Origin of the sequence: Bradyrhizobium sp. STM 3557 (genome assembly GCF_045571465.1) — a bacterium.
GTDB lineage: Bacteria > Pseudomonadota > Alphaproteobacteria > Rhizobiales > Xanthobacteraceae > Bradyrhizobium.
Genome location: NZ_CP120697.1, coordinates 7,627,693 through 7,650,406, shown reverse-complemented (window position 1 = coordinate 7,650,406; position 22,714 = coordinate 7,627,693). Strand labels below are relative to the sequence as shown.

14 protein-coding genes and 1 tRNA gene are annotated in these 22,714 nt (G+C 64.6%); 11 read left to right on the top strand and 4 right to left on the bottom strand.

Going from position 1 to position 22,714, the window contains the following annotated elements; genetic code table 11:
- The first annotated feature begins 193 nt into the window (after positions 1 to 193).
- Both P6U24_RS35290 and P6U24_RS35285 read left to right on the top strand, forming a co-directional pair.
- Positions 194 to 1,222: an alpha/beta hydrolase gene (locus P6U24_RS35290; protein WP_407156984.1), complete on the top strand. Its 1,029-nt coding sequence runs from the start codon at positions 194 to 196 to the stop codon at positions 1,220 to 1,222.
- Between the two features lie 100 nt (positions 1,223 to 1,322).
- Positions 1,323 to 1,399 (top strand) — tRNA-Arg (locus P6U24_RS35285).
- Between the two features lie 102 nt (positions 1,400 to 1,501).
- On the opposite strand, the gene P6U24_RS35280 is transcribed toward P6U24_RS35285, so the two are convergent.
- A complete protein-coding gene (locus P6U24_RS35280; RefSeq protein WP_407156983.1) occupies positions 1,502 to 2,332 on the bottom strand; it encodes a helix-turn-helix transcriptional regulator in 831 nt (276 codons plus the stop codon).
- Positions 2,333 to 2,423: 91 nt separating this feature from the next.
- Between P6U24_RS35280 and P6U24_RS35275 the strand changes: the two genes are divergently transcribed.
- From P6U24_RS35275 to P6U24_RS35250, 6 genes are all read left to right on the top strand, one after another.
- Complete coding sequence (locus P6U24_RS35275; protein ID WP_407156982.1) at positions 2,424 to 3,314, top strand: SDR family oxidoreductase; 891 nt, start codon at positions 2,424 to 2,426, stop codon at positions 3,312 to 3,314.
- A 213-nt stretch (positions 3,315 to 3,527) separates the two neighbouring features.
- Positions 3,528 to 5,492: a phospholipase D-like domain-containing protein gene (locus P6U24_RS35270; protein ID WP_407156981.1), complete on the top strand. Its 1,965-nt coding sequence runs from the start codon at positions 3,528 to 3,530 to the stop codon at positions 5,490 to 5,492.
- 62 nt (positions 5,493 to 5,554) lie between these two features.
- Positions 5,555 to 5,761, top strand: coding sequence for a hypothetical protein (locus tag P6U24_RS35265; RefSeq protein WP_407156980.1), 207 nt, complete (start codon positions 5,555 to 5,557; stop codon positions 5,759 to 5,761).
- Between the two features lie 1,138 nt (positions 5,762 to 6,899).
- Positions 6,900 to 8,945 carry an NAD(+) synthase gene (locus P6U24_RS35260; protein WP_407156979.1) on the top strand — a complete coding sequence of 682 codons (2,046 nt, stop codon included), beginning with the start codon at positions 6,900 to 6,902 and terminating at the stop codon, positions 8,943 to 8,945.
- A gap of 112 nt (positions 8,946 to 9,057) precedes the next feature.
- Positions 9,058 to 10,089, top strand: coding sequence for an alpha/beta fold hydrolase (locus P6U24_RS35255; protein ID WP_407156978.1), 1,032 nt, complete (start codon positions 9,058 to 9,060; stop codon positions 10,087 to 10,089).
- Positions 10,090 to 10,105: 16 nt separating this feature from the next.
- Positions 10,106 to 11,056 (top strand): fatty acid desaturase, encoded by a 951-nt coding sequence (locus tag P6U24_RS35250; protein WP_407156977.1) that lies wholly within the window; start codon positions 10,106 to 10,108, stop codon positions 11,054 to 11,056.
- A gap of 3 nt (positions 11,057 to 11,059) precedes the next feature.
- Here the strand turns inward: P6U24_RS35250 and P6U24_RS35245 are convergent, their stop codons facing one another.
- Entirely contained in the window at positions 11,060 to 11,665 is a 606-nt protein-coding gene (locus P6U24_RS35245) for a TetR/AcrR family transcriptional regulator (protein ID WP_407156976.1), read from the bottom strand.
- Positions 11,666 to 11,887: 222 nt separating this feature from the next.
- On the opposite strand from P6U24_RS35245, the gene P6U24_RS35240 reads away from it, so the two are divergent.
- The gene (locus P6U24_RS35240; protein ID WP_407156975.1) at positions 11,888 to 15,478 is read left to right on the top strand and encodes a tetratricopeptide repeat protein; all 3,591 of its coding nucleotides are present in this window, start codon (positions 11,888 to 11,890) and stop codon (positions 15,476 to 15,478) included.
- On the opposite strand, the gene P6U24_RS35235 is transcribed toward P6U24_RS35240, so the two are convergent.
- Together P6U24_RS35235 and P6U24_RS35230 are read right to left on the bottom strand one after the other, a co-directional pair.
- Positions 15,479 to 16,510 carry an LLM class flavin-dependent oxidoreductase gene (locus tag P6U24_RS35235; protein ID WP_407156974.1) on the bottom strand — a complete coding sequence of 344 codons (1,032 nt, stop codon included), beginning with the start codon at positions 16,508 to 16,510 and terminating at the stop codon, positions 15,479 to 15,481.
- Positions 16,511 to 16,641: 131 nt separating this feature from the next.
- On the bottom strand, positions 16,642 to 18,702 hold the full coding sequence (locus P6U24_RS35230; protein ID WP_407156973.1) for an ATP-dependent helicase: 2,061 nt from the start codon (positions 18,700 to 18,702) through the stop codon (positions 16,642 to 16,644).
- Positions 18,703 to 18,924: 222 nt separating this feature from the next.
- On the opposite strand from P6U24_RS35230, the gene P6U24_RS35225 reads away from it, so the two are divergent.
- Together P6U24_RS35225 and P6U24_RS35220 are read left to right on the top strand one after the other, a co-directional pair.
- Complete coding sequence (locus P6U24_RS35225) at positions 18,925 to 21,240, top strand: Tex family protein (protein ID WP_407156972.1); 2,316 nt, start codon at positions 18,925 to 18,927, stop codon at positions 21,238 to 21,240.
- Positions 21,241 to 21,618: 378 nt separating this feature from the next.
- Positions 21,619 to 22,704 (top strand): cytochrome-c peroxidase, encoded by a 1,086-nt coding sequence (locus P6U24_RS35220; RefSeq protein WP_407156971.1) that lies wholly within the window; start codon positions 21,619 to 21,621, stop codon positions 22,702 to 22,704.
- Positions 22,705 to 22,714 lie beyond the last annotated feature (10 nt).

Here is a 22,714-nt window from a genome sequence, read left to right as displayed (position 1 = left end):
ATCGCGCCGTGCCGGCGCGTCAAAACTGCCGCAGGCCGCACCCGTGTTCCGGCGCCCGCTCTCTTAGACCATCAGACGCGCCGCGGATAGGTGCAACCGGCGGCCACAAACGGGGCTGTGATGGCGGCGCTTTCCATTGACTCGGGCCCCGCCCGCCCGGCATGTCGGAACCTCGCCGATTGAGAATTCCGAAATGAAGCCGTTGCGCTGGGCCTTGCCCGTGATCCTCGCTCTTGCCGCCGGGCCGGCCATCGCGGCCGACGAGGACGCCCCGAACCACAAGCCGGTGAAGGAGGTGGCGGATGGGCGGATCGCAGTCGGCGACAAAGGCATGCTGCCGCTTTACGTCTCCAGCGACTGGTCAAGGCCCGCACCCGACATCACGCGCGCGGTCATCGTGCTGCACGGGCGGCTGCGCAATGCGGACTTGTATTACAAATCGGCGAAGGCGGCGCAGGCCGCCGCGGGTGCGGCGGGGCAGGCGACGATCATAATCGTTCCGCAATTCCTCAGCGACATCGATATCGAGGCGCATCATCTGCCGGCGGACACGCTGCGCTGGACTCTGGAGGGCTGGGAAGGCGGCGATGACGCCACGGCGCCGAAGCCTGCGAGCTCGTTCGAGGCGCTCGATGCCATCCTGGCGCGGCTCGCAGACAAGACGCTGTTTCCGAACCTGAGGGACGTCGTGGTGGCCGGCCATTCCGGCGGCGGCCAGGTGGTGCAGCGCTATGCGATCGCTGGTCGTGGCGAGGCGCCGCTCACGGCCGCCCACGTCGCGGTGCGCTACGTCGTCGCCAATCCGTCATCCTACGCCTATTTCTCAGGTGAGCGGCCGGAGCCGCAGATCGCGGCCGCCTGCTCCGGCTATGACAATTGGAAATACGGCATGCAGGCGCCGCCCGATTACCTGGCCACGGCCACGCCGGCCGAGCTGGAAAAGGCCTATGCCGCGCGGCACGTGATCTACCTGCTCGGCACCAAGGATACCAATCCGAACCATCCGGCGCTGGACAAGAGCTGCATGGCAGAGGCGCAGGGGCCGTATCGTTACGCCCGCGGCCATTCCTATGCCGCGACCATGGCGGCGCGCGATGGCGGCACGCCAAACCACCGTCTGTTCGACGTCGAGGGGATAGGTCACGACGGCGACAAGATGTTGACCTCGCCCTGCGGCCTGCATGCGCTGTTCGACTTGCCGGGCTGCACCGCCGGCCATTGATTGCCACGAAGCCGGCGGCCTGTGGCCAAGTGAAGGCTTCCGGTTCGCGCCTTGCTCTGCTATGGAGGGGCAGGCACCCGCGCAGGTCAGCGCGGGATTCGGTCCCGTAGCTCAGCTGGATAGAGCGGCGGTTTCCTAAACCGTAGGTCGCATGTTCGAGTCATGCCGGGATCGCCAGCACTCGAATTTCAAGAAACCCAGCAAAGGCAGGCATGCTCCGAACGACGTCGGGCGCTCCACGACGCCCAGGAGCAACGCGCGTTCTTCCGCCCGGACAGATTACTTCGGCCTGGACTTGAGCAGCGCGCGGATCTTGTCCGCATCCGCGCGGGTTGCGGGGTTGTAGATCACCATAGTGAGGTCGGGCCGGCCATCGACGGCGAAAGCCGAAAACTCCAATGAGAGCGGTCCGGCAACGGGATGATGCAGGACCTTCGTGCCGTCCCCACCCCCATGTCCTTGCACGTCGTTGTCGCGCCACATCGCAGCGAATTCGGCGCTTGTCGCGCAGAGCTCGTCGACCAGCGATTGCACATTGCGCGCTGCTCCGGCGCGCGCCACATCCGCGCGGAAGGAGGCCACCACATAGCGCGCAACACTTTGCCAATTGGGCTGCGCTGCACGTACGCGGCTATCGCGGAACATCATGCGCAGAACATTGCGCTGCCCGTCCGGCAGTTTGCTGTAGTCGGTAAGAACGACCGTAGCGGCCTTGTTCCATGCGACCAAATCCCATGTCGCCGTGCGAACAAAAGCGGGACTGTATTCCAGCGTATCGAGCACGCGTTGCAGACGGGGTGAGATGCCTTCGGGTGCGCGATAACGCACTTCGGGCGGCCGCCCCAAACCAATCAGAAACAGATGTTCGCGTTCCACATCGGTCAGCATCATGGCGCGGGCGATGCGGTCCAGCACATCGGCGGACGGCGCCCCGCCGCGCCCCTGCTCGAGCCAGGTGTACCAGGTAGCGCTTACATTCGCGCGCTGCGCCACTTCTTCGCGCCGAAGTCCCGGTGTTCGTCGTCGCTTCAGCGACAAGCCGAATGCCGCGGGATCGAGCTTGGCGCGGCGATCCCTGAGATAGCTCCCGAGCGAGTTCGCGTCCGTCATCCTGTTAGCGATTATACCTGTATAACTTCACTACTTTACCTGAATGAGCAACTTACCAATATCGGGGCATTCTGAACAGGGAGTGCTCCTCATGCGGGTATTTGTCACCGGCGCGGCCGGATTCATCGGCAGCGAAACGACAAAAGAATTGATCGCAAACGGGCATCAGGTCGTTGGCCTCGCCCGCTCTGAAGAGAACGTCAGGACTCTGGAGATATTGGGCGGGGAGGTACATCGCGGCTCGCTGCAGGACCTCGATAGCCTGAGGCGCGGTGCACGGGACGCGGACGGCGTGATCCATCTCGCCTTCATCCATGATTTCACGAGATTTGCGGAGAATGGCGCGATCGACAAGGCCGCCATCGAAGCCATGGGCGACGTGCTGGCCGGCACCAACAAGCCTTTCATCGTCACCTCGGGGACGGGCCTCATCGCACCCGGGGTGATGATCACTGAAGATATGCGGCGCGATGCCAGCGCGCATGTTCCGCGCGTATCGGAGCAGGCCGGTCTGGCCTATGCCTCGCGTGGCGTGCGGGCGATGGCGATACGGCTGCCGCAGGTGCATGGCGCGCCAGGAAGAGCGGGATTGATCAGCTATCTGGTCGAGATCGCGCGCCAGAAAGGCACAGCCGCCTATATCGGTGAAGGTGCCGAGCGCTGGGCTGCGGCGCACAGGCCGGATGTCGCGCGCTTGTACCGGCTCGCGCTGGAGAAGGGCGTCGCCGATGGGATTTACCACGCCGTCGGCGAGGAAGGCGTACCGATGCGCCAGATCGTCGAGGTTATCGGCCGCGCGCTGGATGTGCCCACCGTTTCGATCAAGAAGGAGGAGGCAGGCGATTATTACGGGCCACTCGCGATGTTCGCCGGTTTGGACATGCCGGCCTCCAGCACGTTGACGCAGCAGAGGCTGGGCTGGACACCCGTCGGAATCGGCTTGATCGACGATATCGGGCAGCCGGGTTATTTCACGGTTTGATCGTCCGGCCGAGAGGTTCTCGACGACGCGTTCGAATGCCGGCGGCGGTTGATCCGAAGATCGGGGTCGACGGCCATCGTAAGGTGGGCAGGGTCGGCTGTCTCCGGCATCGCGGTTGTCATAAAAAAATCTGTCTTTCGGAGGTTGAATTTCGCAGGCTCAGTGCGAATACTACCGATCTTTTCAAAAGTTACTTTTTCAGGGGGGTCTTTGATGGCTTTCGTCGAGGCGACCAACCGCTCATTTTCAGTCAAGGCCTATGTCGGCGACAAGAAGACGCTCCTGGCCTTCAATTTCCAGAGCAAGGACAGCGCCAAAAATCTCGCCGGCTTCACGATCCACTGCCAGCCCCCCGGTGGGGTGGACGGCTATTTCCTGATGAACCAGCTTCAGTTCGAGGATCCCTCGAGGCACAAGCAGGTCGAGGGCGAGAAGCCGAACTCGAGCGTGAACGCGCCGATCCAGAAATTCCGCTGGACCCACTATCCGGGAACGGCGCATCAGGGCACCTCACCGGCTCTCGGCGAATACACCTTCACGGTGACGCCGCGCTATTTCGACGATGCAGGCGCGATGCTGGCGCTGGACCCGAGCCTCGGCGTCTCGGTGAAGGTGAACGAGGGGCCATTCAAGAAGGGCGCGCTGTCGCTCGGCTTCAGCCGCGGCTACATGCAGTCCGGCGCCTATGTCCACAATTTCGGCCGGGATACGCCGGTCGTCCCCAAGACCAAGGACCTCGATTTCGACACCAGCGCGCAAGCCGGCATCAACAACAAGGGACAGCCGGTCACCTTCGCGCAGATCTACAGCTGGATGGGCGAGACCGCGCGCGAACAGATCTTCGCGCTGCTCGACCGGGTGCTGAAGGATAGCAGCCTGACGCTCAAGGTGTTCGCCTACGACCTCAACGAGCCCGACATCGTCAAGGCCTTGCTGACCTTGGCGGAGCAGGGCCGGGTGCGGATCATCCTGGACAATTCGAGCGAGCACGCCACCCAGCCGGGCGATCCGCAGACCGCCGAAGATCAGTTCGCCGACCGGTTCGAGAAGCAGAAGACGGGCAAGTCCGGTATCCTGCGTGGCAGTTTCGCGCGCTTCTCGCATGACAAGGTCTTCATCGTCTTGCGTAACGACAGCGCGATCGAGGTTCTCAGCGGTTCCACCAACTTCTCTTTGACCGGGCTCTATGTGAACGCCAATCACGTGCTGGTCTTCGAGGATGCCAATGTCGCCGGCCACTATGACGAGGTGTTCGAGCAAAGCTGGCAGACGCTGAACGGCATTACCAAATGGCCGAGCAAACCGGCGGCCGCCGCCTTCGGCGCCACCGATCTCGCGACGAAGCCCTACCAGTCCCGGGCCGGCTTCGTGCCGAAGATGCAGATCACGTTCTCGCCGCATACGGCCGCCGATGCGGAAAAGATTCTCGGTGCGATGGCCGACCGCATCATGCAGGAGACGCACGCGGCCAGGGGCAACGTGATCTTCGCTGTGATGCAGATCGCCAGAACTTCCGGCGCGGTCTGCGAAGCGCTCGGCGAACTCCACGAGAAGAAGACGGTCTTCAGTTATGGCATTTCCGACGCGCCGAAGGGCATCTTCCTATACACGCCGGGCCAGGCCACCGGCGTCCAGGTCACGGGCAAGCCGAGCCAGGTAACCTTGCCGGCGCCGTTCGACCAGGTGCCGAAGCTCCCGGGCCACGAGATTCACGACAAGTTCGTGGTCTGCGGCCTGAATGGCAGCGACCCTGTGGTCTATTGCGGCTCATCGAACCTGGCGCTGCTCGGCGAGGAGCAGAACGGCGACAATCTGCTCGCGATTCACGATGCCGATGTGGCGACGGCCTTCGCGATCGAGGCGCTCGGCCTGATCGATCACTACAATTTCCTTGACCGCATGGCGAAGCCGAAGACAACGGCGCCGAGGCAGGGGGCGCCGCGCAACTCTCCAGCAAAGAAGGCGGCTGCCACGACGGGAGCGGCGGCCAATCGCGCATCACCGAAGAAGGCAGCCTCGGCAAAGAAGGCGCCGACCAAAGCTTCGGCCAGAAAGACGGTGAAGAAAGCGAAGGCGGCTGCAAAGAAGACCGTTGCGAAAAAGAAAGTCGCGACGAAGGCTGCAAAAAAGAAGGTGACGAAGAAAACCAAGAGCGCAAAGCGCGCGCCGCGGCGGTGAGCACGCGCGTATATGCAAGGCGCCGAACTCCCTAAGATACCTCCAATCGTGAGGCATCGACGATGACAAGAGCAGCAAAGAGAGCAGATAACGCATCGACACCGAGCGTCATCGGCGAAGTCCGGGGCGGCAAGGTCGACAAGCAGCCGCAGGTCAAGGAGCAGGCCGCCGTTGCGCACGCCATGTTCCTCTACACCAATGATGCCTGGGCGCAGCGCTATTTCGACGAGAACGATCTGCATTTCCTCGAGCGCGAGGTGTTCGGCTAATCGGCCGCGCGGCTCCATGAAGCCCGATGGCATGACGGTGCTATCGATATCCTCAATGATATCGAAACGTCTGCTCTGCCTTCCGCTGTCGTCCCGGGCAAGCGAACGAAGTGAGCGCGACCCGGGATCCATACCGCGTGATCTAGCGGCGGGATAAGATTGGTCGTCGCGTCTCGCGCAACAACACCTGCCTGTGGTTATGGGTCCCTGCGTTCGCAGGGACGACAGATGAGCGAGTTGCTGCAATCGTCCGCCACAGTAGCGTCGTCCCGGACAAGCGAGCGCGATTCGGGACCCATACCTCAGGAAGACGTTTTGCGCCGAATGCCGCTCCATCCTGTTCAGCAACGCAGGGCGATGGTTACGACGCCCCTCCCGTCCAAGGATGACAGCGCAGTGAATGGCGCAGGCGGCGCAAATGGCATGGCGTGATGTAGGCAGACGAGCAACGTCTCACCCCGCATCGGTGTAAAATTCTTGTTTCTTTTTTTCGGAAATCATGTTATTGATGCTGCATCCCGCCTCATCGACGAGGGACGGACGCGTCGTCACGAACGTGGAGGCGGGCTGCGATGGACGTGAAAGCCGCGTTGGACGAACGCGCGTTGTTACGGACGGCGAAGTCGTGTGGTCCTGGCCTCCCGGTGCTGAGGCCAAGTTCGCGTTGCTTTGACGAGCACGCGAGCGATGGGGGCAAAAGAGCCGGTCCCCAGGGAGAGCGCGTATAAGCCGTAAACCACTCGCGCAGGGAGGGCCGGGCGTTTCCCGGCTGAACCTGTGGTTCTGCCGCGTGCTTTTTTGCTGCACGCGGACCATGGGTGCCAGCCGGCGCCCGGCCTTCCCTGCGCCCTCACGATGATCGAGGGCTGTTCATCCGGCATCACTCGGGCACGGCGGGCCGCGAGATCGCGTCGTCATGTTCGGAACCATCGTGCAACAAACTCACCGGCATTCCGGGGCTCGCCCTTCGGGCGCCCCGGAATGACGATGCGGAGAGAACTCGGCGCCGAGCGTTAACAAGTTGTTGCCCGCCGATCCCCGGATCGACGCCGTGCATGCCGGTCAGACCGGCGCGCCTCGCGCTGGTCGGACTGCCATGCGATGCCATATAGAGGAATGACAGGAGGTCTCGACCCCGATGAGCTTTCATTCAATCTACCGGCATGGCTTCGCCCGCATGGCCGCCTGCGTGACGGTCTCCCACGTCGCCGACCCCACCGCCAATGCGGCGGCGATCATCACCGCGGCACGTGCGTGCGACGATCAGGCGGTTGCGGTTGCGGTGTTTCCCGAGCTGTGCCTGTCCGGCTATGCGATCGAGGACCTGGTCAAGCAGGACTCGCTCTTGGACGCCGTCGAGCGCGGCCTTGCCACGATCGTGCAGGCCTCGGCCGAGCTGATGCCTGTCCTGATCATCGGCGCGCCGCTGCGCTTCGGTCTGCGTGTTTATAACTGCGCCGTGGTCATCCACTACGGGTGCATCCTTGGCGTGGTGCCGAAATCATACTTGCCGACCTATCGCGAATTCTACGAAGGCCGCCATTTCGCCTCCGGTGCCGGCCTCACTGGCCTTGAGATCACCATCGGCGACATGACCGCGCCGTTCGGCACGGATCTGCTCTTTGCAGCCGACGATGTGCCGGGGCTGACGATCGGGATCGAGATCTGCGAGGACATGTGGATTCCGGTGACGCCGGCCTCCGAGCTGGCGCTGGCCGGCGCCACCGTGCTTGCCAATCTCTCGGGCAGCCCGATCACGGTCGGCCGGGCGCGCTCGCGGGCGCTGCTGTGCCAGTCGACCTCGGCGCGCTGCCTGGCCGCTTACGTCTACGCCGCCGCCGGCGCCGGCGAGTCCACCACCGACCTCGCCTGGGACGGCCAGACCTCGATCTACGAGAACGGCGTGCTGCTCGCCGAGAGCGAGCGATTCCGCCAGGACGGCCAGATCACCTACGCCGATGTCGATCTCGATCTGTTGCGCCAGGAACGCGTCCTGATGGGCACGTTCGACGATAACGCCAAGGTCAAGATGCGGGATGGCCCGAGTTATCGCCGCATCGGCTTTGCGCTGCAGCCGCCCGAGGAGGACATCGGCTTTCTTCGCAAGGTTGCACGCTTCCCGTTCGTGCCCGATGACCGCGAGCGGCTCGATCAGGACTGCTACGAGGCCTACAACATCCAGGTGTCGGGCCTCACGCAGCGGCTGCGCGCCACCGGCGGCAAGCGCATCGTGATCGGCGTCTCCGGCGGCCTCGATTCGACGCATGCGCTGATCGTCGCCGCCAAGGCGATGGATCTGCTGGGGCTGCCGCGCACCAACATCCTTGCTTACACGATGCCGGGCTTTGCCACCGGCAGCGCCAGCAAATCCTACGCGCATGCGCTGATGAATTCGCTGCAGGTCAGTGCATCCGAGCTCGACATTCGTCCCGCGGCGACGCAGATGCTCAAGGATATCGGGCATCCCTATGGCGAGGGCAACGGCGTCTACGACGTCACCTTCGAGAACGTGCAGGCCGGCCTGCGCACCGACTATCTGTTCCGCCTCGCCAACCATCATGGCGGCATCGTGCTCGGCACCGGCGATCTCTCCGAGCTCGCGCTGGGCTGGTGCACCTATGGTGTCGGCGACCAGATGTCGCATTACAACGTCAATGCCGGCGTGCCGAAGACGCTGATCCAGCATCTGATCCGCTGGGTGATCGCCTCGCGCCAATTCAGCGACGAGGTCGGCCGGACCCTGGATGCGGTGCTGGCGGCGGAGATTTCACCGGAGCTGGTGCCGGCCAAGGCCGGCGAGACTCCGCAGAGCACGGAGGCCGCGATCGGCCCCTACGAGCTGCAGGACTTCAACCTGTTCTACACGCTGCGCTACGGCCTGCGGCCGTCGAAGATCGCCTTCATGGCCTTGCACGCCTGGAAGGACGCGAGCGCCGGCGAGTGGCCGCCCGGCTTTCCCGCGGACAAGCGGCGTGCTTACGCGCTCGCCGACATCAGGCGCTGGCTGGAGCTGTTCCTGCGCCGCTTCTTTGCGTTCAGCCAGTTCAAGCGCTCGGCGATGCCGAACGGGCCGAAGGTCGCGGCCGGCGGCGCGCTGTCGCCGCGCGGCGACTGGCGCGCGCCGTCGGACGGCAACGCCGCCGCCTGGCTGGAGGATCTCGACCGCAACGTGCCGAAGGAATGATGAACAGGCTGATGAAGGAATGACCGCCGTCCGATCCAAATTTGGGCGTGCGGTTTCGTTCAAATAGTGTACGATAGGTACAGTTATTGCGGGCTGAGGGCAGGGTGAGCGTATGGCCGATGGTCGCGACTACGAGATCTTCGAGGCTGGCGATGTCACACTGCAGTCGGGTGTGGTGTTCCCCTCGCTGCGGCTCGCGTACAAGACCTACGGGACGCTCTCACCAGCCAGAGACAACGTCATCCTCTATCCGACCTCGTTCGGCGCCCAGCATTACGACACCGAATGGCTGATCGAACGCGGCGGCGCGCTCGACCCTGATCGCTACTTCATCATCATCCCGAACCTGTTCGGCAATGGGCTGTCGTCGTCGCCGTCGAACGCGCGCGATGTGCTGGGCGAGGCGCCATTTCCGGCGATCACCTATCACGACGCCATCGCCGTGCAGCGGCGGCTGCTGACGGAGCAGTTCGGGATCGAGAGGGTTGCGCTGGTCTATGGCTGGTCGATGGGTGGCATGCAGGCCTATCACTGGGCCGCCTGCTGCCCTGACATGGTGGAGCGTGCCGCCGTGGTCTGCGGCAGCGCGCGATGCTCGCCTTACAACTATGTCTTCCTCGAAAGCGTGAAGGCGGCGCTGACGGCCGATCCCGCCTTCAAGGACGGCCGCTTCGTGGAGAAGCCGGTCGCGGGCCTGCGTGCGATGGGCCGTGTCTATGCCGGCTGGGCGATGTCCTATGAGTTCTATCAGGGCGAGGTCTGGCGCGAGTCCGGATTCTCCTCGCTGGAGGACTATCTCGCGGGCGCCTGGGACACCGCATTCGCGCACCGCGATGGCAACAACCTGCTGGCGCAGGTCAGCACCTGGCAGAGCGGCGATATCAGCCGCTGTGCCGCGTTCGGCGGCGATCTTGACCGCGCGCTGGCTTCGATCCGCGCCCGCATGCTGCTGATGCCTGGGCGAACCGACCGTTATTTCGACCTCCGCGACAACGAGGCCGAGCTCGGCAGGCTCGTCAACGCCGCCTCGCGCGAGCTGTGCCCGATCCCCTCGATCCACGGCCATCGCGCCGGCAATCCGATGCGGATCCCTGCCGATCGCGCCTTCATCAACCGCACCATCTCCGCTTTCCTGCAGAGCTGATCAGCCGAGATCCATCATGAGCATGGCATCGCCGATCGATCCCGCCAAGCCGAAGCTGTTGACCCCGGCGATGCTGCGCGAGCTGTCGCTGCGCTCGGATCGGCAAGGCGCCGCACGGTCGCTCAGCCACTACGCGGCAATCGCTGTGACCGGCACGCTGATCTGGCTGGTCACGTCGCGTTATGGCGTCGTCTGGGCGCTGCCGCTGATGCTGGCGCAGGGTGTCTTTGTCGCCTTCCTGTTCATGGCCGTGCATGAGACGGCGCACAAGACCGCGTTCGACAGCCGTTGGCTCAATATCCTGGTCGGTCATGTCTCGTCCTTCATCATCGGATTGCCTTACGAATATTATTGCCTGTTTCACTGGGAGCATCACCGGCACACCCAGGATCCGGAGAAAGACCCGGAGTTGATCGTGGGTCCGAAACCGCGTTCGGACACCCAGCTTGCGATTGCCTATTCCGGGCTGCAGCAGGTCGCGGGCCGGCTCTGGCTGCTGCTGCGCCATGCGCTGACGGGCAAAGTGACCGTGCCATGGGTGCCAAAGGGCCGGCGTGCCACGATCGTGCGCGAAGCGCGCTGCTATGTGGCAGGCTATGCGCTGCTGCTGATCGGCTCGCTGGTGCTGCGCAGCCCGATCCTGCTCTGGGTCTGGGTGCTGCCGCTGCTGTCGGGGCAACTGATCCTGCGGCCCTATCTCTATGCCGAGCACACGGGATGCGAGACCACCCGAAGCGCGTTCGAGAACACGCGGACCACGATGACGACGAAGCTCGTGCACTGGCTCGCCTGGAACATGCCCTATCATGTCGAGCATCACGCCTATCCGTCGGTGCCGTTCCATGCACTGCCGAAGCTGAACCGGATCGTGGATGGCGAGATCGTCTATCGCGGCCGCGGCTATCTCGCCGTGACGCGCGAGACCTGGGCCTGGTTCAGGGCGCGACGGATGAGGAGCGAAGCGTAAGGCTCAACGTTTCAATTGCAGCAAGGTGTCGACCAGATTGCGGGCGGCGGCCGGCGACAGCGGCTTGATGCCGAACACATAACGATAGAAGAGGCTGCCATAGAGGGCATCATAAAGATCTTCCGGCGCGCCGCTGGCGCCAATGCTGCCATCCGCCTGGCCGGCGGCGATGATCTCGATCAGGGCCGTGCGGCGAAACCGGAGATAGCGCTCATGGAACAGCGCCGCCGATCCGGTGCTGGCGATGCATTCGGAGACCACCGCGAGCTGGACGCGGCCGAACTCGCCGCGCAACGCCTCGGCGTAGGCCGCGGCGTGCCGCCGCAGCTGCGCCGCGGGGCTGCCCGTGCCGGACAAGGGGAGCATGCGCGAGGCCTGGTGGAGGAAGGCATCGATCAACAGCGCCTCGCGCGACGGCCACCATTTGTAGATCGTCATCTTCGATACGCCGGACGCGCGCGCGATCGCATCGATGCTCGCAGCGCCAAGGCCGGCCTCGGCCATCAAGGCATAGGCGCTCTCCAGGATGGCCGCCGTCGCTTCAGTCGAGCGCGGCCGGCCGCGGCGGCCGGCCATCTCGGGATCAGTCGCAGTGATTGCCTTGGCCATCGGCGGGCTCAATTGATTGTCCGGCATGATCTAGCACGGATCGCGGTCGTTGCCAGAACGGCCAAGCGCAATTCCATTCATCATTTGTTAGCAAGTGCGATTCCGCATTTGGCTGCGCACTGTCGCGACGATTCGCAAGAAGGCCCGCGCCGCTCTCGCGCCTGATCCGCCGACGCGGCCCGTTTAAACCCCATCTGGGATACGGGTTGAGGGGTTTGCATCATGGCGATGGCAGCGGCCGAGCGGCTGTTGACGAATGCGGCGGAACATTACAATGCGGGGCGCGCGGGCGAAGCAGGCGCGCTGTGCGGCGACATCCTGAGCGGACATCCGGACTATCTTCCCGCACTCCATCTCGCCGCCGTGATCGCCTTTTCCGAGGGACGCATGTCCGAGGGCTCGGCGCTGCTCGGGCGCGTCTTCGCGCGCGATCCCAATCATGCGCCGGCTTACGTGACGCTGGGCGATGCGCTGGCTGTGAAGGGCGAGCGCGAAGGCGCGATGTCGGCGTTCCTGCGGGCGGTGACGCTGCGGCCGAAGGACGCCGGCCTGCATGCCAAGCTCGGCACGGCTCTGTTCGAACTGTCGCGCTATGAGGATGCCGAGGCGGCCTATCGCCATGCGCTGACGCTCGATCCGAACCTGTCGCGCGCACGTTGCAATCTCGGCATCACGCTTGCCGCGCAGCGCAAGTTCGCGGACGCCGAGCAGGTGTTTCGCCGCCTGCTGATGGGCGATCCGGCCTATCCAGGCGCCTGGCGCCATCTCGCCAATGCGCTGGCCGATCAGGACAAGTTCGATGAGGCGGTTGTCGCCTATCTGAATGCGCTGAGCACCGAGCCCGATGATGTCGAGCTGCACATCGCTCTCGGGAACGTGCTCTACAAGCAGAGCCAGTTCGACGATGCGGCCGTTCATTATCGTCGCGCCATCGCGCTTGCGCCTAACGACGTCGTTCCGATGCGGCTGCTGGGTCATGCTCTGCATGAGGCCGGCCGCGCCGGAGACGCGGTGGAAGCCTATCAGAAGGCGGCTCTGCTTGACCCACGCGACGTCGTCATCTCGAGCAATCTCGGCGCCTGTCTCTGCGGTCTCGGGCAGTTCGACGCCGCGATCGCGGCCTGCGAGCGGGCGTTGGCACTCCATCCCGATCATGCGCCGGCCCATACCAATCTCGGCATCATCTACGAGAAGATGGGGAATGCCGATGCCGCCGTCGCGGCGCATCGCCGCGCCCTCGCTGCCGATCCCGGCTATGCGAGGGGCTACGCCAATCTCGCCGTCGCGCTGCGCAACAGGGGCGACCTCGACGAGATGCTCGAGATGTCACGCCAGGCTGTGGCGCTGGCGCCCGACGATGCGCTGACCCGCTACAACCACGCGCATTTCCTCTTGATATGCGGCTATCTCGCGGAAGGCTTTGCCGAGCATCAATGGGGCCGCAAGTGCAAGCACCTGGCGCCTGAGATGCCGGTATTCGAGGGTCCGGAATGGCAGGGCGAGAATTTCGCCGGCAAGACGCTGCTGCTGTTCGCCGAATATGGCATCGGCGATGCGCTGCAGTTCGTCCGCTACGTGCCGATGGTCACCGCCCGCGGCGGCACGGTTGTGCTGCAGGTGCAGCCGGCGATCGCCGCGCTGCTGCGCCCGATGCAGGGCGTTGTTGTTCTTGGTCGCGACGAGCCGGTGCCCCATTACGACCTGCAACTGCCGTTGATGGATCTGCCACGCATCTTCGGCACCACGCTCGACACCATCCCGGTCGGCGTCCCCTATCTGAAAGCCGATCCTGTCAAGGTCGAGGCGTGGCGGGCCGTGCTCGGCAATCGGCCGGCGCTGAAGGTCGGCGTCGTCTGGGCCGGCAGCCCGCTGCACAAGGGCGACCAGCAGCGCTCGCTCACGGCTGAAGCCGTGCTGCCGCGCCTCGTGGTGCCGGGCGTGCAGCTCTTCAGCCTGCAGAAGGAGCCCCGACCCGCGGACAAACCGGTGCTGCAGCGGCTTGCTGGCGACATCATCGATCTTGCACCGCGGCTTGGTGATTTTACCGACACCGCCGCTGCGGTCGCGGCCCTCGACCTTGTCATCTCCGTCGACACGTCGGTTGCACATCTGGCCGGCGCGCTCGGCCGTCCCTGCTGGGTGCTGCTGCCTCACGCGCTCGACTGGCGCTGGCTGCGCGACCGCGAGGATACGCCCTGGTATCCGACGATGCGCCTATTCCGCCAGAGCAAGCCGCAGGCGTGGGACGGCGTGCTGGCGCACGTCTCAGTCGAACTTGAGCTCGTCGCGTCCGGACAGCGTGAGCTGCTGCTGCCGCCGGCGCCTGATGAGGTCAAGCTGCACATCGATCTCGGCAACGTGCTTTGCAAGCAGCGCAAGTTCAACGATGCAGTCGTTCATTATCGTCGTGCCACCGAGCTGGCCCCGGACAATGTCGCTGCGCTGCGGCTGCTGGGCACCGCGCTGTATGACGCCGGGCGCGTTGGCGAGGCGGTGGAGATCTACCGGCGGGCATCGGTGCTTGATCCGAGCGACGTCGTCATCTTGAGCAATCTCAGCGCATGCCTGACCAACTGTGAGCAGTTCGAGGCCGCAACCGCGGCCTGCGAAGAGGCGCTGGCCCTCGATCCCGATTTTGCACCGGCCCACGTCAATCTCGGCATCATTCATGAGAAGATGGGCAATGTTGACGCTTCTGTCGCCGCCCATCGCCGCGCCATCAGCGCCGATCCCGATTTTGCTCCGGGCTATGCCAATCTCGCGGTCGCGCTGCGCAACAAGGGCGAGCTCGACGAGATGCTGGAGGTATCCCATCAGGCTGTCAGGCTTGCGCCAGACAATGCGCAGATCCGTTTCGGCCATGCGCATGTCCTGCTGATGTGTGGCGACCTCGTCAATGGTTTCGCTGAGTATCAATGGGGGCACAAATACGGCCTGTCCGAAGGAACGCCCAGATTTGACGGGCCGGAATGGCAGGGCGAGGATTTTGCCGGCAAGACACTGTTGATATTTGCCGAATACGGCATCGGCGATGCGCTGCACTTCGTCCGTTACATGCCGATGGTGGTTGCGCGAGGCGGTTCGGTCTTGCTGCAGGTTCAGCCGGCGATCGCGGCGCTGTTGCGTCCGATGCCTGGTGTCACGGTGCTCGGGCGTCATGAGCCGGTACCGCATTATGACCTGCAGCTGCCGTTGATGGACCTGCCACGCATCTTCGGCACCACGCTCGATACCATCCCGGCCGATATTCCCTATCTGAAAGCAGATTCCGTCAAGGTCGAGAAATGGCGGGAGGCGCTCGGCGACCAGTCAACTCTGAAAGTCGGCGTGGTCTGGGCCGGCAGCCCGCTGCACAAGGGCGACCGGCAGCGCTCGCTCTCGGCCGAGGCGGTGCTGCCGCGCCTCGTCAGGCCGGGCGTGCAGCTGTTCAGCCTGCAGAAGGAGCCGCGGCCCGCGGATATGCCGGTGCTGGAGCAGCTTGCCGGGGGCATCATCGATCTCGCGCCTCTGCTCGGCGATTTCACCGATACGGCCGCCGCGGTCTCGGCGCTCGACCTCGTCATCTCGGTCGACACCTCGGTCGCGCATCTGGCCGGCGCGCTCGGCCGGCCCTGCTGGATGTTACTGCCTTATGCGGTCGATTGGCGGTGGCTGCGCGACCGCGAGGATAGCCCCTGGTATCCGACCATGCGACTGTTCCGCCAGAGCCAGCCGCAGGCGTGGGACGGCGTGCTGGCGCGCGCTTCCGCTGAACTCGCGCGCGTTGTCGCCGGAGAGCGCGAGCTGCTGCTGCCGCGGGCTGCCGGGCTTTGATCAGGCCAGCATGTCGCGGACCAGCGGCACGACCTTGCGGCCGTACAGCTCGATGCTGCGCATGAGCTTGCCGTGCGGCAGCGGGCCGGCGGAATATTTGAGCTGGAAGCGCGAGAGGCCGAGCGCCTTGACCGTCGCGGCGATCTTGCGCGCGACGGTTTCCGGCGCGCCGACATAGAGCGAGCCGCGGTCCGCCTCGGAGACGAACTCGTCGCGGCTCATCGGCGGCCAGCCGCGCTCCTTGCCGATGCGATCGCGCATGATCTTGTAGTCCGGCCACAGCTCCTCGCGCGCCTGCTCGTCGGTCTCGGCGACATAGCCGGGCGAATGCACGCCGATCGGCTTGGCCTCGCGGCCGAACTGCGCCAGCGCGCGATGATAGAGCTCGACATAGGGCGCGAAGCGCTTCGCCCCGCCGCCGATGATCGCCAGCATCAGGGGCAGATCGTAATGCGCCGCGCGCACTACGGATTCCGGGCTGCCGCCCACTCCGATCCAGGCCTTGAGCCGGCCATGCTCCACCGGCGGATAGACCAGCTGATCTCTCAGCGGGGGGCGCAGCTTGCCCTCCCAGGTCAGCGGCTCCTGCCGCAGCAGATTGGCGAACAAATCGAGCTTCTCCTCGAACAGCTCGTTGTATTGGCGGAGATCAAAGCCGAACAGCGGGAATGATTCGGTGAACGAGCCGCGGCCCAGAATGACCTCGGCGCGGCCGTTCGACACGGCATCCAAGGTCGAGAAGCGCTGGAACACGCGGATCGGATCGTCCGAGCTCAGCACGGTCACGGCGGTGCCGAGCCGGATGCGCTTGGTCTGCGCCGCGATGGCCGCCAGCACGATCTCGGGCGAGGAGATGGCGAAGTCGGCGCGATGATGCTCGCCGAGCCCGATGAAGTCGATGCCGAGCTGGTCGGCCAGCACGGCCTCGTCGACCACGTCGCGGATCACCTGCGCATGGGGCAGTGCTGTGCCCGCCGCATCGCGCGTGACATCGCCGAACGTATCCAGCCCGAATTCGAGTTGTGCTGTCATGGAATCCATACCACGCGCCCGACCGCAGGCGCTCCGCTGCCAAGCGACTTAGGAGATCGTTGTGATGTCCGGAAGGCCACATCGCGAAACGCTCGGTTTCGATCCCTGCCATTCGGTGGCAGGTCGCGGCTCTATCGCCAGCGCTCACGCATTCGCGCCGCAATGTCGATCCGCGGGCCCTGGCTCGTCGTGCGACCAGCGGCTTCGGCGCGCGGCCAGAATGTGCGTTCGAACAGCGGCAGCAAGGCCTCCGGGATGAAGCGGGTGCGTGACGCATAGACGTGACGATCGCCGCGCACCGGCTGGCCGTGCACGAAGAAGCGCTGCGGCACCATCAGATGCAGCTCGTCCTTGGCGCGGGTCATCGCGACATAGAGCAGGCGCCGCTCCTCCTCCAGCTCGGCGCTGGTGCCGGCGCCGAGATCGGACGGCATGCAGCCGTCGACGACGTTGAGCACATGAACCGAGGTCCACTCCATCCCTTTGGCCGAATGGATGGTGGAGAGGATCAGATAATCCTCGTCGCGCAGCGGCACACCGGCCTGGTCGGAGGTCGCATCCGGCGGATCGAGCGTCAGCTCGGTCAGGAAGCGTTCGCGAGAGGGATAGCCGCTCGCGATCTGCTCGAGCTGCAGCAGGTCGGCGGTGCGCACCTCGGCATCCTCATGCATGCGCTCCAGATGCGGCGTGTACCACGACCTGATCCGCTCGATGTCAGCAGGCCATTCCGATTGCCTGAGCTGAGCGACGGTCTCAATGAAAGGTGTCCATGCTTCGCCGGCGCGAGCGAGATGGGGGAGCTCGCAGAGTGCAGCGATCGGATCCGCGCTGTCGATGATCGCATCGAGCACGCGCTGTGCCGAGGTCGGCCCGACGCCCGGAATGAGATGCAGGACGCGGAAGCCGGCGATGCGGTCGCGCGGGTTCTCGACGAAGCGCAGGAAGGCCAGCACGTCCTTGACATGCGCGGCATCGAGGAATTTCAACCCGCCGAACTTGACGAACGGAATGTTGCGCCTGACGAGCTCGATCTCCAGCGGGCCGCTATGCGATGACGTGCGAAACAGCACGGCCTGCTGCTTCAGCAACGCGCCTTGTTCGCGCTTCGCCAGCACCTGCTCCACGACGTAACGCGCCTGGTCGGCTTCGTCGCGGACGGTGACGAGCTGCGGCTTGCGCGAGGAGGTGCGGTCAGTCCACAAATTCTTGGTGAAACGCTCGCGTGCAAGTCCGATCACGCCGTTCGCGGCCGAGAGGATCGGCTGGGTCGAGCGGTAATTGCGGTCGAGCGTGATGATTTCGGCGCGTGGGCTGAACTGATCGGGAAAGTCGAGAATGTTGCGCACGGTCGCGGCGCGGAACGCGTAGATCGATTGCGCATCGTCGCCGACGACAGTGAGGCCTGCGCCATGCGGCTTCAGCGCCAGCAAGATCGATGATTGCAGCCGGTTGGTGTCTTGGTATTCGTCGACCAGCACGTGGTCGAAGCGCTCGCCGATCTCCGCAGCGATCGCGCCGTCGGCCATCATCTGCGCCCAGTAGAGCAAGAGGTCGTCGTAGTCGAGCACGTTCTGCGCCTGCTTGGCGCCGACATAGGCCGCGAACAGGCTCTTCAGCTCGTTCGCCCATTCCGCACACCACGGAAAGTGCCTTGCGAGCGCCTCTTCGAGCTGCATGTCGGCATTGACGCAGCGGGAATAGATCGCAAGGCAGGTGCCTTTGGTGGGAAAGCGCTTGTGTGTTCCTGATAGTCCGAGCTCGTGGCGCACCAGGTTCATGAGGTCGGCGGAATCCTCGCGGTCGTGGATGGTGAAAGCGGGATCCAGGCCGATACGCTCGGTGTATTCGCGGACCAGCCGTGCGCCGAGCCCGTGGAATGTGCCGGCCCAGGTTAGTGCCGCGGTGACCGTCTCGGCGTTGCCGGCCAGCACCTTGCGCGCGATGCGCTGGACCCGACCCGTCATCTCCGAGGCCGCACGGCGCGAGAACGTCATCAGCAGGATCCGTCGGGGATCGGCGCCGTTGACCAAGAGATGCGCGACGCGGTGCGCGAGCGTGTTGGTCTTGCCGGAGCCGGCGCCGGCAATGATCAGCAGCGGCGCGCCGGGCGCGGCAACGTCGCCGCCATGCGTGACGGCGCGACGCTGCTCCGGATTGAGATCGTCGAGATAAGCTGCTGCGTTTGCCAGCACGAATCGCCCCTTGGATCGGCAGGATCGGCGATTTCCTGCGTCAGCGCAATGCGATGCGCCTGCGGCGCCGTGCAGGATGGCGCCCGGTAGAGCAATGCCCGCATGATTCGCAATCGGTCTTTTTTGCCACGGTTGCCCACAGAGCGTGCGCAGACCGCTTGCGCAGGCTCGCGGGCGCTCCTATCCAATCAGGCCCCGCCCACGAATCTCGGAAGAACTGCCGTGCCGAATTTTGCGTCCATCATCGCCGCCGAACTCGCCGTCCGCGACGCCCAGGTCCAGGCCGCGATCGACCTCCTCGATGGAGGCGCGACCGTTCCGTTCATTGCCCGCTACCGCAAGGAAGCGACCGGCATGCTCGACGATGCGCAGCTGCGAACGCTGGAGGAGCGGCTGCGCTATCTGCGTGAGATGGATGCCCGCCGCACGGCGATCATCGAAAGCATCAACTCGCAGGGCAAGATGACGCCCGAGATCGAGCAGGCGCTCCTCACCGCCGATACCAAGGCGCGGCTCGAGGACATCTATCTGCCGTTCAAGGAGAAGCGCCGCACCAAAGCTCAGATCGCAAAGGAAGCCGGCCTGGAGCCGCTCGCCGACATGCTGATCGGCGATCCGATGAAGGATCCGGAAATCGAGGCCAAGGCCTTCATCAAGAAGGATGGCGAGAACCCGGTGAAGGACGTCAAGGCCGCATTGGAAGGCGCGCGCGCGATCCTGGTCGAGCGCTTCGCCGAGCACGCCGATCTTGTCGGCTCGCTGCGCGAGGAGATGTGGAGCCGCGGCCAAGTCAAATCCGAGGTGCGTCACGGCAAGAAGACGGCCGGCGCCAAGTTCGCCGACTATTTCGACTTCTCCGAGCCCTACACCAAGCTGCCGTCGCATCGCATCCTGGCAATGCTGCGCGGCGAGAAGGAAGAGGTGCTGCAGCTCGATTTCGGCGATGGCGAGCCGGAGGACAGCAAGGACCCCTCGCTCTATGAGAATCGCATCGCCGTGACCTTCGGCATCTCACGGCAGGGGCGTCCCGCCGATCAGTTCCTGTCGGACTCCGTGCGATGGGCCTGGCGCACCCGCATCAAGACCAGCCTCGCGCTCGATATTCGCATGCGGCTGTGGCAGGAGGCCGAGAAGGAGGCGGTGCGCGTGTTCGCCGCCAATCTGCGCGACCTGATGCTCGCCGCGCCCGCCGGCGGGCGCGCCACGCTCGGCCTCGATCCGGGCTTCCGCACCGGCGTCAAGGTCGCCGTCGTCGATCGCACCGGCAAGTTCGTCGATCATACCACGATCTATCCGCACGACCCGGCGCGGCAGTGGAACGAGAGCATGCTGACGCTCGCGCAGCTCTGCGTGAAGCATCGCATCGAGCTTGTCGCGATCGGCAACGGCACCGCCTCGCGCGAGACCGAGAAGCTGGTCAACGATCTGATGAAGCTGAAGCCGGATCTGAAGCTGACCAAGGCGGTGGTGTCGGAGGCCGGCGCATCGGTCTATTCGGCGTCCGAGTTCGCCTCGAAGGAGTTTCCCAATCTCGACGTCTCGATCCGCGGTGCGGTGTCGATTGCCCGCCGCCTGCAGGACCCGCTCGGCGAACTCGTCAAGGTGCCGCCGGCCTCGATCGGCGTGGGCCAGTATCAGCACGATCTCAACCAGTATGAGCTGGCGCGTGCGCTCGATGCCACGGTGGAAGACTGCGTGAACGCGGTCGGCGTCGACCTCAACACCGCCTCCGCGCCGCTGCTGGCGCGGGTGTCAGGCATCGGTGAGAGCCTGGCGCAGAACATCGTCGCACATCGCGATGCCAACGGCCCGTTCGGCAGCCGCGAGAAGCTGAAAGAAGTGCCGCGGCTCGGACCGAAGGCGTTCGAGCAATGCGCGGGCTTCCTGCGCATTCGCGACGGCGACAATCCGCTCGACGCCTCCGGCGTGCACCCGGAAGCCTATCCGATCGTGAAGAAGATCCTGGAAGCGACCAAGAGCGACATCAAGAGACTGATCGGCGAGAGCAAGACGCTGAAGGCGCTCAATCCGGCGAAATTCGCCGACGAGCGCTTCGGTGTCCCGACCGTCACCGATATCATTCGCGAGCTGGATAAGCCGGGCCGCGACCCTCGGCCCGAATTCAAGACCGCGACCTTCCAGGAGGGTGTCGAGAAGGTCAGCGATCTCAAGCCCGGCATGATATTGGAGGCGACCATCACCAATGTCGCGGCGTTCGGCGCCTTCGCCGATGTCGGCGTGCATCAGGATGGGTTGATCCACATCTCTGCGATGGCCGAGCGCCGGATCAACGATCCGCGCGAGGTGGTGAAGCCCGGCCAGGTCGTGAAGGTCAAGGTGCTGGACGTCGACGTGCCGCGTAACCGCATCTCCCTGACACTGCGGCTGTCCGATCCACTGCCGGCCAAGGGTGAGCGCAAGACCGGCAGCGCAAGGCCGCCGGCCTCCGCCATGCGCCAGCGCGAGGAGAAGTCCGCCGGCGGCGGCGCCTTCGCCGCAGCGATGGCCAAGGCGCAGGAGCGTCGCAAGGGCGCCTGAGGCCATGACCCGGCATGCGCGACGGCGCGCATGCCGGGCATCAACTCATCACCGGCCGCTATATCCTCAGCTGGCAGTCTCCGTACCTGACGTCGGTATATCGGGCGGCGCTGTCGCATTGCGACGAGCCATGTCGATCGCCTCCGTTCGGCCAAATCTTTTTTCAGAACGATGCATCCCTGATCAGTCCGGGCCAGCGACTGCGCTGCTCCTTTGGGATGGCCCGGCGACGATTCCGCAATGTCGAGTTGCCGACGTCGCGTAAGATTCTTCCGTATTCGTACGGCGGTGTTCGGACTGGCAGCATCAATTTTTCATTAATCCGAAACGGGTCTGGTGGTTGCAGATTTTAGCCCTTCGCGTTTCAGGAAAAGAACCATGGGGATCGGCCGGGCCGCTCGATTGCTTTCGCTGGGGGCAGCGATTGGAAGTCTTACTCTCTTAATTGTCGGCTTCGCCAAGACGAGCTTGGGTGCCGCTCTCGTGGGCGAGACCAAGCGGGTCACGCTGCAGCAAAAAGCGCCTTCCGGCACCGATGCGTTGAAGGCGCTCTATCGGCGGCCGCTGACCATTCCGTTTCCGAAAGACAATCCGTATACGCCGGAGAAGGCGGCGCTCGGCAAGACGCTGTACTTCGACACCCGTTTGTCGGTGGCCTCGGCGCAGTCCTGCGCGAGCTGCCACAGCCCGAGCTTCGGCTGGGGGGACGGCCTTGCCGTGGGCGTCGGCCACGGGATGAACAAGCTCGGCCGCCATTCGCCAACCGTCGTCAATGCGGCCTGGGGCGCGATCTTCATGTGGGACGGCAGGCTCGCCACGCTCGAAGAGCAGGCGCTCGGCCCGATCCAGTCGCCGGGCGAGATGAACATGCCGCTCGACCAGCTCATGCAGCGGCTTAGTGCAATCCCCGAGTACAAGCCAAGATTTGCAAGCGTGTTCCCGAAAGAGGGAATGACGCCGCAGACGCTGGCCAGGGCGATCGCCACCTATGAGCGGACGATCGTCTCCGAACGCGCGCCGTTCGATGCCTGGATCGACGGCGATGAAAAGGCGATCTCCGAGGAGGCCAAGCGCGGTTTTGCGCTGTTCAACGGCAAGGCGCAATGCGCCGCCTGTCACGAGGGCTGGAATTTCACCAATGACGGCTTCCAGGACATCGGCCTGCCCAGCAAGGATGTCGGCCGCGGCGAATACGCGCCCGGCGTCATCAAGATGCAGCATGCATTCAAGACGCCTGGTTTGCGGGAGATCGCCCGTCGTGCGCCGTACATGCATGACGGCTCGCTGGCCACGCTGGAGCAGGTGGTCGACCATTATGACGGCGGCGGCGTCGATCGTCCAAGCCGCTCCGATCTGATGCATCCGCTTGGGCTGACCGTGCAGGAGAAGGCCGATCTCGTCGCGTTCCTCAAAAGCTTGAGCAGCAACCTCGCTCCGACCGCAGCGCCCGTGCTGCCTCGCTAATCGAAAGGTG

Bases quoted from the DNA above. Each gene is read 5' to 3' on its own strand.
- P6U24_RS35260 (WP_407156979.1), top strand. From the start codon at position 6,900: ATGAGCTTTCATTCAATCTACCGGCATGGCTTCGCCCGCATGGCCGCC.
- P6U24_RS35280 (WP_407156983.1), bottom strand. From the start codon at position 2,332: ATGACGGACGCGAACTCGCTCGGGAGCTATCTCAGGGATCGCCGCGCC.
- P6U24_RS35245 (WP_407156976.1), bottom strand. From the start codon at position 11,665: ATGGCCAAGGCAATCACTGCGACTGATCCCGAGATGGCCGGCCGCCGC.
- P6U24_RS35265 (WP_407156980.1), top strand. From the start codon at position 5,555: ATGACAAGAGCAGCAAAGAGAGCAGATAACGCATCGACACCGAGCGTC.
- P6U24_RS35250 (WP_407156977.1), top strand. From the start codon at position 10,106: ATGAGCATGGCATCGCCGATCGATCCCGCCAAGCCGAAGCTGTTGACC.
- P6U24_RS35290 (WP_407156984.1), top strand. From the start codon at position 194: ATGAAGCCGTTGCGCTGGGCCTTGCCCGTGATCCTCGCTCTTGCCGCC.
- P6U24_RS35235 (WP_407156974.1), bottom strand. From the start codon at position 16,510: ATGACAGCACAACTCGAATTCGGGCTGGATACGTTCGGCGATGTCACG.
- P6U24_RS35270 (WP_407156981.1), top strand. From the start codon at position 3,528: ATGGCTTTCGTCGAGGCGACCAACCGCTCATTTTCAGTCAAGGCCTAT.
- P6U24_RS35255 (WP_407156978.1), top strand. From the start codon at position 9,058: ATGGCCGATGGTCGCGACTACGAGATCTTCGAGGCTGGCGATGTCACA.
- P6U24_RS35220 (WP_407156971.1), top strand. From the start codon at position 21,619: ATGGGGATCGGCCGGGCCGCTCGATTGCTTTCGCTGGGGGCAGCGATT.
- P6U24_RS35240 (WP_407156975.1), top strand. From the start codon at position 11,888: ATGGCGATGGCAGCGGCCGAGCGGCTGTTGACGAATGCGGCGGAACAT.
- P6U24_RS35275 (WP_407156982.1), top strand. From the start codon at position 2,424: ATGCGGGTATTTGTCACCGGCGCGGCCGGATTCATCGGCAGCGAAACG.